This is a genomic window from Actinomadura coerulea, assembly GCF_014208105.1.
Classification (GTDB): domain Bacteria; phylum Actinomycetota; class Actinomycetes; order Streptosporangiales; family Streptosporangiaceae; genus Spirillospora; species Spirillospora coerulea.
Window position 1 is genome coordinate 3,753,354 of the sequence record NZ_JACHMQ010000001.1, and the last position, 12,239, is coordinate 3,765,592.

The 12,239-nt window shown below is 73.0% G+C and carries 12 protein-coding genes; 4 read left to right on the top strand and 8 right to left on the bottom strand.

What is annotated here, in order from left to right; genetic code table 11:
* Nucleotides 1–7: 7 nt before the first annotated feature.
* Entirely contained in the window at nucleotides 8–289 is a 282-nt protein-coding gene (locus tag BKA00_RS17235; protein WP_185026249.1) for a hypothetical protein, read from the top strand.
* A 55-nt stretch (nucleotides 290–344) separates the two neighbouring features.
* On the opposite strand, the gene BKA00_RS17240 is transcribed toward BKA00_RS17235, so the two are convergent.
* Entirely contained in the window at nucleotides 345–1,052 is a 708-nt protein-coding gene (locus BKA00_RS17240) for a helix-turn-helix transcriptional regulator (RefSeq protein ID WP_185026251.1), read from the bottom strand.
* Between the two features lie 29 nt (nucleotides 1,053–1,081).
* Nucleotides 1,082–2,032, bottom strand: coding sequence for an alpha/beta fold hydrolase (locus BKA00_RS17245; RefSeq protein WP_185026253.1), 951 nt, complete (start codon nucleotides 2,030–2,032; stop codon nucleotides 1,082–1,084).
* A gap of 172 nt (nucleotides 2,033–2,204) precedes the next feature.
* Between BKA00_RS17245 and BKA00_RS17250 the strand changes: the two genes are divergently transcribed.
* On the top strand, nucleotides 2,205–2,993 hold the full coding sequence (locus BKA00_RS17250) for a 3-hydroxybutyrate dehydrogenase (RefSeq protein WP_185026255.1): 789 nt from the start codon (nucleotides 2,205–2,207) through the stop codon (nucleotides 2,991–2,993).
* A gap of 11 nt (nucleotides 2,994–3,004) precedes the next feature.
* Nucleotides 3,005–4,888 (top strand): helix-turn-helix domain-containing protein, encoded by a 1,884-nt coding sequence (locus BKA00_RS17255; protein WP_230298708.1) that lies wholly within the window; start codon nucleotides 3,005–3,007, stop codon nucleotides 4,886–4,888.
* Nucleotides 4,889–4,953: 65 nt separating this feature from the next.
* Here BKA00_RS17255 and BKA00_RS17260 read toward each other — a convergent pair whose 3' ends face one another.
* From BKA00_RS17260 to BKA00_RS17280, 5 genes are read right to left on the bottom strand one after another with little or no spacing between them, the layout of a single operon-like run.
* Nucleotides 4,954–5,943: a branched-chain amino acid ABC transporter permease gene (locus BKA00_RS17260; RefSeq protein ID WP_221493191.1), complete on the bottom strand. Its 990-nt coding sequence runs from the start codon at nucleotides 5,941–5,943 to the stop codon at nucleotides 4,954–4,956.
* Nucleotides 5,940–6,800, bottom strand: a complete 861-nt coding sequence (locus BKA00_RS17265; RefSeq protein WP_185026261.1) for a branched-chain amino acid ABC transporter permease — start codon at nucleotides 6,798–6,800, stop codon at nucleotides 5,940–5,942. Before BKA00_RS17265 ends, BKA00_RS17260 begins: the two co-directional genes overlap by 4 nt.
* A 13-nt stretch (nucleotides 6,801–6,813) precedes the next feature.
* Entirely contained in the window at nucleotides 6,814–8,052 is a 1,239-nt protein-coding gene (locus tag BKA00_RS17270; RefSeq protein WP_185026263.1) for an ABC transporter substrate-binding protein, read from the bottom strand.
* Nucleotides 8,053–8,062: 10 nt separating this feature from the next.
* A complete protein-coding gene (locus BKA00_RS17275; protein WP_185026265.1) occupies nucleotides 8,063–8,755 on the bottom strand; it encodes an ABC transporter ATP-binding protein in 693 nt (230 codons plus the stop codon).
* Complete coding sequence (locus BKA00_RS17280; RefSeq protein WP_185026267.1) at nucleotides 8,742–9,515, bottom strand: ABC transporter ATP-binding protein; 774 nt, start codon at nucleotides 9,513–9,515, stop codon at nucleotides 8,742–8,744. Before BKA00_RS17280 ends, BKA00_RS17275 begins: the two co-directional genes overlap by 14 nt.
* A gap of 261 nt (nucleotides 9,516–9,776) precedes the next feature.
* On the opposite strand from BKA00_RS17280, the gene BKA00_RS17285 reads away from it, so the two are divergent.
* A complete protein-coding gene (locus BKA00_RS17285; RefSeq protein ID WP_185026269.1) occupies nucleotides 9,777–11,105 on the top strand; it encodes a tannase/feruloyl esterase family alpha/beta hydrolase in 1,329 nt (442 codons plus the stop codon).
* A gap of 52 nt (nucleotides 11,106–11,157) precedes the next feature.
* Here BKA00_RS17285 and BKA00_RS17290 read toward each other — a convergent pair whose 3' ends face one another.
* Nucleotides 11,158–12,186 (bottom strand): PHP domain-containing protein, encoded by a 1,029-nt coding sequence (locus BKA00_RS17290; protein ID WP_185026271.1) that lies wholly within the window; start codon nucleotides 12,184–12,186, stop codon nucleotides 11,158–11,160.
* Between the last annotated feature and the right edge of the window lie 53 nt (nucleotides 12,187–12,239).

The window sequence follows — 12,239 nt, forward strand, 5'->3', positions numbered from 1 at the left end:
AACATCGATGCGCCTGAAGTCCCTCATCGCGGCCGTCGCCCTGGGCGTCGGCCTGGCCGGCACCGGCATGGCCGCCGCCGAGGCCACCACGGCCACCCCCAGGCCGTCCACCCCGGCGGCCACCCCCACGGCGAGCGACCCGGCCGCCACCCCCACCCCGTCGGCCCCGCCCGGCGCCCCGGCCCCGTCCCCGACCGAGAGGCCCGGCGGCCTGCCGGAGCCCAGCGAGGCGCCCACGCCCATGCCTCCCGGCAAGGCCATCCCCAGGGTGCCGAACTACACCGGCTGACCGTGACCGCGGGCCCGCACGTCTCCCCGTCGTGCGGGCCCGCCGCCGTAGACCGCTAGATGAACTCCAGGGGCCGGACGGTGTAGTCGGACGGGATGTCGTCGTGCATGGCCTCGACCGGGCGGACGGGGGCGGTCTCCTCCAGGAGGGCGGCGCGGCGGACGCGGTCGGTGCGGAACACGCGGCTGCCGCCCCGCATGCGGCACCAGGCCGTCAGGTACCAGCCGTCGCCGGACGCGGTGAACGTGACGGGCTCGACGTCGCGCTCGGTCTCGGCGCCCGTCCGGTCGACGTAGGTGAGGCGGACCACCCGGCGGGTCCGGATGGCCTCCTCCAGCACCGCCGGCACGGAGGCCGGGTCGTCGCCCTCGGCGGGGGTCAGGAAGCGGACGCGCTGGGCCAGCTCGCGGGCGGAGGCGCTGTCGGCCGCCGACATCGCGGCGACGATCTTGTGGAGCGCGGTGCGGGCGGCCCGGGAGTACGGGGAGCCGCCGGCCCGGGACAGGGTGATCGCGAGGGCGACGGCCTCGGCGGGGGTGAAGTTCAGCGGCGGCAGCGTCCGGCTCTTGTCGAGCGTGTAGCCGCCGCCCCGGCCGACGTCCGCGAAGATCGGCACACCGGCCTGCTGGAGGGCGCCGATGTCGCGCTCGATCGTGCGGACGCTCACCTCGTACCGCGCGGCCAGCTCCCGCGCGCTGAGCCGGCGCGGCGCGCGGGCGCGCAGCTCCTCCACCAGGGCGTACAAGCGGTCGGTGCGGTTCACGCGCCGACCGTACGCGGCGGGTCCGACAGTCAGAGGGCCCGGAGGAAGCCGATCAGGGCCTCGTTGACCTCCGCGGGGCGCTCCTGCTGCGTCCAGTGGCCGCATCCGGACAGCCAGACGGTCTCGCGCAGGTTCGGCACGAAGTCGCGCATGGAGGCGACGGCGTCGCGGGCGCCGACGGCGACGAGGTCGCGGTCGCCGGCGATGTAGAGGGCGGGCGGGCCGACGGGGGCGCGGTGCCAGGCGGCGGTGAGCTCCCAGTTGCGGTCGAGGTTGCGGTACCAGTTGACCGGGCCGGTGAAGCCGCTTTCGGCGTACTCCTCGACGTAGGCGGCGATGTCGTCGCCGGTGAGCCAGCCGGGCAGCTTCTCCGGGTCGGGGAGGACGTCGAGGAAGCCGCCGCCCTCCGGGGCGACGAGCGGCGGGCACGGGCCGTCTCCGGACACCCCGTACAGCATGCGGCGGAACGTGGCGGCCCGGTCGCGGTCGAGTTCGGCCTCCGGGACGTCCGGCTGCTGGAAGCGCACCATGTAGAAGCCGTCGCCGAACAGGCGGCGCATGGACTCCACCGGCGGCCTGCCCCCGCGCGGGCGGTGCGGCACCGACATGCCCACCACGCCGCGCACCTTGTCGGAACGCATCTGGGCGACGGCCCAGGCGACGGGCGCGCCCCAGTCGTGGCCGACGACGACGGCGCGGTCCGCGCCGAGCGGGCCGATGAGCCCGACCGCGTCCGCGGCAAGGTGCAGGATCGTGTACTGGCCGGGATCGGCGGGGCCGCCGGTGCGGGCGTAGCCGCGCTGGTCGGGGGCGACGGCGTGGAACCCGGCCTCGGCGAGGGCGGTGAGCTGGTGCCGCCAGGAGTACCAGCATTCGGGGAAGCCGTGCAGGAGGAGCACGAGGGGGCCTTCGCCCGCCTCGGCGACGTGCATGCGCAGCCCGCTGTCCGACCGGACGAAGCGGTGCCTGATCTCGTGCATCCCTACTCCTCGCGGCGTGGTCGGCCGGTGCGGGCCAACGGTAGCCGCCCCGGTGAATGCTCGGGACTCGGGAGGAGGAAACGGCCGGATCAGGCGCACCCATACCGTCCGGCGGTGGATTGTGTGCGCGGCCCACATGGGAGGGCGGGGCCGCGCTCCATAGGTTCTGCGCATGACGAGCGTGACACCGCGGGCGGACGCGGGGACTTCGGGGACGCTGGACCTGGCGGGCCGGCGCGCCCTGGTCACCGGCGGCGCGAGCGGCATCGGCCGCGCCTGCGCCCGGCGGCTCGCCGCGGCGGGCGCCGAGGTGGTGGTGGCCGACATAGACGGGGACGCGGCGGAGCGGACCGCTGCCGAGATCGGCGGTGTCCCCCTGCTCGCCGACCTGGCCGACATGGACGCGCTCGACGGGCTCGCCGCCGGGGCGGACATCCTGGTCAACAACGCCGGAATCCAGTACGTGGCGCCGCTCCAGGACTTCCCGCCGGACACGTTCGCGCGGATCCTGCGGCTGATGGTCGAGGCGCCGTTCCGGCTGGTGCGAGACGCGCTGCCCGGCATGTACGAGCGGGGCTGGGGCCGCGTCGTCAACATCTCGTCGGTGCACGGGCTGCGGGCCTCGCCGTACAAGTCGGCCTACGTGACGGCCAAGCACGGCCTCGAAGGGCTGTCCAAGGTGATCGCGCTGGAGGGCGCCCCGCACGGCGTGACGTCCAACTGCGTCAACCCCGCCTACGTCCGGACGCCGCTGGTGGAGAACCAGATCGCCGACCAGGCGCGCACGCACGGCCTGCACGAGGACGAGGTCGTCGAGCGGATCATGCTCGACCACGCCGCCGTGAAGCGGCTGATCGAGCCGGACGAGGTGGCCGAGCTCGTCGCCTACCTGTGCTCGCCGCCCGCCTCGATGGTGACCGGCGCCTCCCTGGCACTCGACGGCGGCTGGACGGCGCACTAAGAATGAGCCGTATGACCTGCGGCGTCTTCCTCGAACTGCTGGCCCGGGAGGCCTCCCCCGTCGAGTTCGAGGGCCCCCTCGTCCAGGCGCGGGCGGAGGGCGCGCCCCCGGATGTCCTGGAGGAGCTGGAGGCGACCAAGCTCGCCGCGCTGCGGGTCCGGACGATCATGCGGCGGCACGCCCGCCGGGAGAACGAGCTCGCGGCGCTGTTCGACACCGCGGGCGACCTGGCCGGGCTGCGCGACCTCGACGCGGTACTGGAGGCGATCACCCGCCGCGCGCGGCGGCTGCTGAACGCCGACATCGCCTACCTGACGCTGAACGACGACGCGCGCGGCGACACCTACATGCGGGTGACCGACGGGTCGGTGTCGGCGGCGTTCCGGCGGCTCAGGCTGCCGATGGGGACCGGGCTGGTCGGCCTGGTCGCGCAGACCGCGATGCCCTACAACAGCGCCCACTACCTCGGGGACGCGCAGTTCGAGCATCGCGGGTTCATCGACGACGCGGTCGCCGAGGAGGGCCTGGTCGCGATCCTCGGCGTGCCGATGCGGCTGGGCAGCAGGGTCATCGGGGTGCTGACGGCCGCGAACCGCAGCCAGCGCCCGTTCGACCAGGAGGAGGTGGCGCTGCTCGGCTCGCTCGCCGCGCACGCCGCGATCGCCATCGACAACGCCCGCCTGCTGGAGGAGACCCGTACCGCCCTGACCGAGCTGAGCGCCGCCAACGAGGAGGTCAAGGCGCGGAGCGCGGCCGTGGAGCGGGCGGCGCGCGCGCACGACCGGATGACCGCCGTGGTGGTCCGGGGCGGCGGCGTGGAGGACGTCGGCGCCGTGGTGACCGAGCTTCTGGGCGGCACCCTGTACGTCCTGGACGCCGACGGCCGCCGGCTCGCGACGACCGGCGCCGCGTCGAGGCTCCTCGGCGACGACGAGCTGGGCGGTGTCTCGGCGTCGGCGCACTCCGCGCGCGCCCAGGGCCGGACGGTCAGGCGCGGCGACCTGTGGATCGCCTCGGTCTCCACCGGCGACGAGATGCTCGGCACGCTGGTGCTGCGCACCGCCGACGAGGTGGACGACGCCGACCAGCGGATCCTGGAGCGCGCGGCGCTCGTCACCGCGCTGCTGCTGCTGTTCCAGCGCAGCGCCACCGAGGCCGAGGGCCGGGTGCGCGGCGAACTGCTGGACGACCTGCTGTCCGGCCGCCGGGCGGGCGCCGAGGCGCTGACGGCGCGGGCGCGGCGCGTCGGCGTCGACCTCGGCGCCCCGCACGTGGTGCTGTGCGCCAAGTACGACTCGCGCGAGCACCGGCCCCGCGCGGCCTTCTGGGCGTCGTCGTTCGCGGCGGTGGAGCACGGCCTGGCCGCCTCGCGGGCGGAGGAGATCGTCCTGCTGCTGCCGGGCGACCGGCCGGGCGACGCGGCGCGCCGGGTCGCCAAGGAGCTCGGCGCCTCCCTCGGCGGGCCCGCCACGGTCGGCGCGGCCGGCCCGGTCGGCGGCCCGGGCGGGGTCGCCTCCGCCCACCGGGAGGCGCAGCGCTGCGCCGACGCGCTGCTGGCCCTCGGGCGCCGCGGCGACGGCGCCGGCGCGTCCGAGCTGGGCTTCGTCGGCCTGCTCATCGGGGACGACCGCGACGTGACGGGCTTCCTCGGGAGGGCGCTCGGTCCCGTCCTCGACTACGACGAGCGGCGCGGCACAGCCCTCGTCCAGACCCTGGAGGCCTACTTCGGGACGGGCGGCAGCCTGTCGCGGACGGCCGAACGCCTGCACATCCACGTCAACACCGTGAGCCAGCGCCTCGACCGCATCGCCCGCCTCCTCGGCGACGACTGGCAGACCCCGGAGCGGGCCCTGGAACTCCAGCTCGCCCTGCGCCTCCACCGCCTCTCCCGCTGAGGGCCCGCACACCGAAGCGGCGCGCCGTCCCCTCCCGGGACGGCGCGCCGCGCGCTCGGTTCGCGTCAGACGGGGGCTTCGACCTTGGCGTCCTCGTTCTCGGCAGCCGGACGGGCGCGGGACGTGCGGGCCGCGATGAGGTCGCGGGCGGTGCCCCAGACGCCGCGGCGGAACAGCAGCACGACCACGATGAAGATCGCGCCGGTGATGATCCCGGTCTCCTCGAACCCGGCGGTGGCGAGGTAGTCGTTCAGCTCCACGATCAGCGCGGCGCCGATGGCTCCACCCCACAGGGTGCCGATGCCGCCGAGGACGACCATCATCACGGCCTGGCCCGAGGTCGTCCAGTACACGCCCTGCAGGGACGCGAAGCCGTGCCCGACGGTGAACAGGCCGCCCGCGAGCCCCGACAGGGCCGCCGACAGGACGAAGGCCAGCAGCTTGTAGCGGTCGATGCTGTAGCCGAGCGCCCGCGCCCTGTTCGGGTTGTCGCGGATCGACATCAGGACCCTGCCGAAGGGGGAACGGACGATGCGCCAGGCGACGAGCAGTCCGACCAGGATGAACGGCAGCGCGGCGTAGTAGAAGAAGAACGGGTCGGACAGGTCCACCCCGAACAGCTCCCTGGGGATGCCTTGCAGGCCGTTCTCGCCGCCGGTCGCGTCCCTCCACTGGTTGGCGATGAAGTACACCATCTGCGCGAAGGCCAGTGTGACCATCGCGAAGTAGATGCCGCGCAACCGGACCGACAGGAAGCCGATCGGGACGGCGAGGGCGGCCGCGAAGGCGGCGCCGCCCAGCACGGCCACGGGGAACGGCAGCCCGGAATGCAGCGCGATCAGGCCGGTGGCGTAGGCCGAACCGCCCCAGAAGGCCGCGTGCCCGAACGACAGGAGCCCGGTGAAGCCGAGCAGCAAGTCGACGGCGGCCGCGAACAGCGCCCAGCAGACGATGTCCAGGGCGACCGGCGGGTAGACGAACCAGGGCAGGACGAGCGCCACCACCAGTCCCGCGGCGAGCAGCACCGGCCGCCCGGCCAGCTTGGAGAGGATCACAGGGCCTCCTCGCGTCCGAACAGGCCGGCGGGGCGCCACAGCAGCACGGCGGCCATCAGGATGAACACCAGCGTCTGCGACAGCGACGGGACGTAGTAGTTGCCGAGCGCCGACACGAGGCCGACCGCGAACCCGGCGGCGACCGAGCCGAACACCGACCCGAGGCCGCCGATCACGACCACCGCGAACACCGTGATGATCAGGTCGGAGCCCATCAGCGGGTTGACCGCCCGCATCGGCGCGGCGAGCACGCCCGCGAACGCGGCGAGCGCGATGCCGAACCCGAACACCGGCGTCACCCAGCGGGCGACGTCGATGCCGAGGGCCCGCGACAGCTCTGGCCGCTCGGTAGCCGCCCGGACGATCATGCCGACGCGGGTGCGGGTCAGCACCACCCACACGGCGCCGCACACCAGCACCGACACCGCCAGCACGAACACCTGGTAGGTCGGGTAGGTGAACAGGCCGAGGTCGATCGACCCGTCCAGCGCGGACGGGCGCGGGTAGGGCTGCGACTGCACCCCGTACTTGCGCTTCACCAGGTCCTGGAGGATCAGCGCGAGCCCGAAGGTGAACAGGAAGTTGTAGAGCGGGTCCAGGGGCGCGAGCCGGTGGATGAACAGCCGCTCCAGCAGCACGCCCGCGATCCCGAGAACGACGGGCACGATCACCAGCGCGAGCCAGAAGTTCACGCCGAAGGAGTCGAGCAGGACGAAGGAGCCGAAGGCGCCGAGCATGTAGAACGCGCCGTGCGCGAAGTTGACCACGCCCAGCATTCCGAAGATGACGGCCAGGCCGAGGGCGAGCAGGGCGTAGAACGCCCCGCCCACCAGCCCGTTGAACGCCTGTTGCAGCACGTCGCGGCCCGCCTTAGAGGGAGCAGGACGGGTCGGGCTGCTGGAACGCCTCCGCCGCCGGGATCGTGCTGACGATCTTCTCGTAGTCCCAGGGCTCCTTGACCTCGCTCTTTGGCTTGACCTCGGCGACGTAGGCGTCGTGGGTGAGCAGGTGGTCCTCCGCGCGGATCGTGCCGGTGGAGGTGAAGGCGTCGTTGACCTTGGCGCCCTCGAGCTGCTTCACCACGTCGTCGGACTTGTCGGTGCCGCCGCGCTGCACGGCCTCCAGGTACTGGAGCGCCGCCGAGTAGTCGGCGGCCTGGACGGCCGTCGGGCGGGCTCCGGTCTTGGCCTTGAACTTGTCGGCCCAGGCGCGGTTGCCCGCGTTGGCGTTCCAGTACCAGAAGTCGGTGAAGCGGGTCCCGGCGAGGGCGTCGGAGCCGAGCGAGTGGATGTCGGTGATGAACATCAGGCCCGCGGCGAGCTTCACGCCCTTGTCGCGCAGCTTGTACTCGTTGTACTGCTTGACCAGGTTGACGAGGTCGCCGCCGGCCTGCATGGCGCCGAGCACCTGCGGCTTGGGCTTCAGGCCCGGCGCCTTCAGCAGGAACGTGGAGAAGTTGTCGTTCGGGAACGGCGTCGGGTCGCTCTTCACGACGCTGCCCCCGGCGCCCTTGATGGCCGTCGTGAACGTCTTCTGCATGTCCTGCCCGAACGCGTAGTCCGGGTAGACGATGTACCAGTTCTTACCGCCGTCCTTGGTGACGCCGGTGCCCGTCCCGTGGGCGAGCATGTAGCTGTTGTAGCCGTAGTGGAAGGTGTACTTGTTGCACTGCTTGCCTTCCAGCTCGGTCGTCGCGGCGCCGACGTCGATGAACAGCTTCTTCTTGTTCTTGGCGACGGTGGCGACGGCGAGCGCGGCCGACGAGGTGGGCACGTCCAGGATCAGGTCGGCCTTCTTGCGGTCGTAGAGCTCCTGGGCCTTGGAGTTGGCGATCTCGGGCTTGTTCTGGTGGTCGGCGGAGATGACCTCGATCTTGTCGGTCACCGCCTTGTCCCCGTACTTGGCCTTGAAGTCGGCGACGGCCATCTTCACGGCCTCGACGGCGTTCTTGCCCGAAAGGTCGGCGTAGACGCCGGACTGGTCGGTCAGCACCGCCAGCACCAGCTTCTCGTCGCTGATCTTGCCCCCGCCCCCGCCGGGTCCGCCCGCGCAGCCGGCCAGCAGCGCTCCGGCGGTCGCGAGCGCGGCCGAGCGTCCGAGAACTCTCATCGGGGTCTCCCTATATTCCGAGGTACTGGAGGAGTTCGCTCTCGCGGGCGCGGACCTCGTCGTTGTCCATGGACTCGACGATCCGGCCCTCGGCGAGCAGGTGGTGGCGGTCGGCGACGGTCGCGGCGAAGTGCACGTTCTGCTCGATGAGCAGGACGGTCACCCCGGCCGCCTTGACCTCGCGGAGGATGTCGCCGATCTGCTGGACGATCAGCGGCGACAGGCCCTCGGTGGGCTCGTCGCACAGCAGCAGGCGGGCGCCGGTCCGCAGCACCCGGGCCAGCGCGAGCATCTGCTGCTCGCCGCCCGACAGCTTCGTCCCGGGGAACCGGCGCCGCTCCCGCAGGCGCGGGAAGGTCTCGTACACCCGGTCCAGCGACCAGGGGTCGGGGCCGGTCACGGGCGGCAGGGTGAGGTTCTCCTCCACCGAGAGCGTCGCGAAGACGCCGCGGTCGTCGGGGACGTAGCCGAGGCCGCGTCGGGCGCGCTTGTGCGGGCCGAGCCCGGAGATGTCCTCGTCGAGGAACCGGACGGTCCCGGACGCGCCCCGGTGCAGGCCCATCAGGGAGCGCAGGAGCGTGGTCTTCCCGGCGCCGTTGCGTCCGACGAGGGTGACGATCTCCCCCTCGTCGACGTGCAGCGACACCTCGCGCAGGGCCTGGGCCTCGCCGTACCAGGCGGACAGTCCGTCAATGCGCAGCATTGGAGTCTCCGAGGTAGGCGGTGACGACGCGGGGGTCGTGGCGGATCTCGGCGTAGGGGCCCTCGACGAGGACCTGGCCGTGCTGCAGGACGGTGACCCGGTCGGCGAGGCTGGAGACGACGCTCATGTTGTGCTCGACCATCACCACGGTCCGCCCGTCGCGCACCTTCTTGATGAGCTCGACGGTGCGGCCGACGTCCTCGACGCCCATGCCGGCGGTCGGCTCGTCCAGGAGCAGCACCTTCGGGTCCAGCGCGAGGGCCAGCGCCAGTTCGAGGGCGCGCTTGCGGCCGTAGGCCAGGGACCCGGCCGGGACGTCCGCGTGGTCGTCCAGCCCGACCTGCCCGAGCAGCTCGGCGGCGCGCTCGGAGTGGCGGCCGAGCGCCTTGTCCGAGCGCCAGAACCGCCAGCCGAGCCCCGTGCGCCCGGCGAGCGCCAGCTCCACGTGCTGGCGCGGCGTGAGCTCGGCGAACAGGCTCGTGATCTGGAACGACCGGGCAAGGCCCAGTCTGGCGATCAGCTCGGGGGGACGCCCGGCCAGCTCGTGCGCGCCGAGCCGGACGCTGCCCGCGGTCGGCTTCAGGAATCCGGTCAGCAGGTTGAACAGCGTGGTCTTGCCCGCGCCGTTCGGCCCCACCAGCGCGTGGACGGACCCCTCGGCGACGTCGAGGTCCACGCCGTCCACGGCCCTGAAGCCGCGGAACTCCCTGACCAGGCCGCGCGCCGCCAGCACCGGGGCCTTTCGGTCCGGGTCGCCCATGCGCCCTCCTCGCGCTCGTCGTGGACGGCCCGAATCGCGCTCGGGCCGCCGTGACCGGGAACGCTAGGTGGCACCCGCGGACCGGACCATGTGACCGGCACCCACATTCGGGCGGCCGGATACGGGTGTGAGACACATCACGCGCAGGTCACGACCACGGGCACATGGCGGGTCGATCGGATATGTGCGCGGGCCACGTGGCAGCGGTCACAACCGGCGCTCACCATGGCGGACATCTGACGTCCGTCCCGAGGAGCCGGAATGCCCATCGCCCGTCCCGCCCTTACCGCCGGCATCGCGGCCGGCGCCCTCACCGCGGCGCTGGCCGTGCCCCTGGCCGCGCAGGCCGACGCGCGGCGGAGCCCCGGCTGCGCGCCCGGGCTCGCGGTGCCGGGGGCGGAGAAGCAGGTGGCCGCCTGCCTCGGAGACCTCACGACCGCGGGGACGGCCGGCTCGGGCCACACCGTCCCGGCCGACTGGGCCGGGCTGCACGCCGCCGGTACGCGCAACCCGTCCGGGGTGCCCGGCATCCAGCTGGACGGCTACTTCCCCGACACCTCGACGTTCAACACCAACAACGGCTGGAACCACGACGCCCAGTTCGTCATCCGCCTGCCCGAGCGCTGGAACGGCGGACTCGTCGTCGCCGGCCCTCCCGGCAACCGGCGGCAGTACGCCAACGACTTCACCATCTCCGACTGGGCGCTCGCCAAGGGCTACGCCTACGCCGCCACGGACAAGGGCAACAGCGGCACCGAGTTCTACAAGGACGGCCGCCGCCCCGGCGACGCCGTCGTCGAATGGAACGAGCGGGTCACGCAGCTCACGCGGGCCGCCAAGAAGGTCGTCGCGCAACGGTACGGACGCACCCCGCGACGCACGTACGCGGCCGGGATCTCCAACGGCGGCTACCTCGTCCGCTGGCAACTGGAGAACCGCCCGGAGCTGTACGACGGCGGCATCGACGCGGAGGGCACGCTCTGGCGCGCCGACGGCCCGAACCTGTTCACCTACCTCCCGCAGGTGCTGCGCGCCTACCCGTCATACGCGGCCACCGGCGCCCCGTCCGCCCACAAGGCGCTTCTCAACGCGGGCCTCGCCCCCGGCTCGGAGTTCCTCTGGCCATTCCACAACCAGGTCTATTGGGAGCTCACCCAGCGCATCTACCGCGCGGAGTTCGACCCCGCCTACACGGGAGAGGAGGCCGCCTACAACTACGCCGCGCGTCCGAAGAGCGTCCACCGCGCCGTCGCCCGCGTGGCGCTCACGGGCCGCATCCGCAAGCCCCTGATCACCCTGCACGGCACCTACGACACGCTCCTGCCCATCACCACCGACTCCGACGTCTACGCCGAACTCGTCCGCGCCAAGCGAAAGGCGCCCTACCGCTACTACCGCCTGGAGGCCGCCAACCACGTCGACGGCCTCTACGACTCCTTCCCCGACCGCCTGCGCCCGCTCCTGCCCTGCATGCGCACGGCCTTCACGGCCCTGGAGTCCTGGACGCAGCACGGCACCACGCCACCGAAGAGCGCCACGCTCCCCCGCCCCACCTCGGGCGACCCCGTGAACACCTGCTCCCTCAACTAAGAGAATTCGTGGCTCCGCCCGCCCCATGGTCCGCGCGCTGGGCGGCTGACCTTCAGAGTTTCGAGCGCGTCCAGGCGAGCAGGTCGTCGGCGCCGAGGGTGTTGACGACCTGCGACGCCGGCACCCCGCACCGGGCGGCCCGCTCGCAGCCGAACGGCTGCCAGTCGAGCTGCCCGGGCGCGTGTGCGTCGGAGTCGACGGAGAAGCGGCAACCCGCCTCGACCGCCAGGCGCAGCAGCCGCTTCGGCGGATCGAGGCGCTCCGGGCGGGAGTTGATCTCGACGGCGACGTCGTAGGCGGCGCAGGCGTCGAAGACGAGCGCCGCGTCGAACTCCGACTCCGGGCGCAGGCCGCCGCGCCTTCCGCCGGCCTTCACGATGCGCCCGGTGCAGTGGCCGAGGACGTTCACGCGCGGGTTCGCGATCGCCGCGACCATCCGCCTGGTCATGGCGACGCGGTCCATGCGGAGCTTGGAGTGCACGCTGGCGACGACGACGTCGAGGCGGTCGAGGAGTTCGGGCTCCTGGTCGAGCGCGCCGTCCTCCAGGATGTCGACCTCGATACCGGTGAGGATGCGGAACGGCGCCAGGGAGGCGTTGAGTTCGTCGACGACGTCGAGCTGGCGGCGCAGGCGGTCGGCGGACAGGCCGTTCGCGACCTTCAGGCGCGGCGAGTGGTCGGTGAGGGCGAGGTACTCGTGGCCGAGGGAACGCGCGGTCTCGGCCATCTCCAGGATCGGGGACCCGCCGTCGGACCAGTCGCTGTGGGTGTGCAGGTCGCCCTTGAGGGCGGAGCGGAGCGCGGCCGTGGCCTCGTCCAGCGGCTCGCCCTCGGTGGCCTCCAGGCGGCGCAGGTAGACGGGCGTCTCGCCGCGCAGCGCCTCCTCGATCACCAGGGCGGTGACCTTGCCGATGCCGGGCAGCGCGGTGAGCGTCCCGTCGCGCACCCGGCCGGCCAGCTCGTCCGGGGCCGTCCGCCCGGCGCGGTCGGCGGCCGTGCGGAACGCCCGCACGCGGTAGGTCGGCTCATGGGCGCGCTCCAGCAGGAACGCGATGCGGCGCAGCGCTTCGACGGGCTCCACGCCTCGCACCGTACCCAGGTATGACCCGGCACGTCCCACCACGGTGTCATCCG

Excerpts from the sequence above, each read along its gene's own strand:
- BKA00_RS17245 (WP_185026253.1), bottom strand. The coding sequence starts at position 2,032 with ATGCACGAGATCAGGCACCGCTTCGTCCGGTCGGACAGCGGGCTGCGC.
- BKA00_RS17235 (WP_185026249.1), top strand. The coding sequence starts at position 8 with ATGCGCCTGAAGTCCCTCATCGCGGCCGTCGCCCTGGGCGTCGGCCTG.
- BKA00_RS17275 (WP_185026265.1), bottom strand. The coding sequence starts at position 8,755 with ATGCTGCGCATTGACGGACTGTCCGCCTGGTACGGCGAGGCCCAGGCC.
- BKA00_RS17270 (WP_185026263.1), bottom strand. The coding sequence starts at position 8,052 with ATGAGAGTTCTCGGACGCTCGGCCGCGCTCGCGACCGCCGGAGCGCTG.
- BKA00_RS17280 (WP_185026267.1), bottom strand. The coding sequence starts at position 9,515 with ATGGGCGACCCGGACCGAAAGGCCCCGGTGCTGGCGGCGCGCGGCCTG.
- BKA00_RS17255 (WP_230298708.1), top strand. The coding sequence starts at position 3,005 with ATGACCTGCGGCGTCTTCCTCGAACTGCTGGCCCGGGAGGCCTCCCCC.
- BKA00_RS17250 (WP_185026255.1), top strand. The coding sequence starts at position 2,205 with ATGACGAGCGTGACACCGCGGGCGGACGCGGGGACTTCGGGGACGCTG.
- BKA00_RS17285 (WP_185026269.1), top strand. The coding sequence starts at position 9,777 with ATGCCCATCGCCCGTCCCGCCCTTACCGCCGGCATCGCGGCCGGCGCC.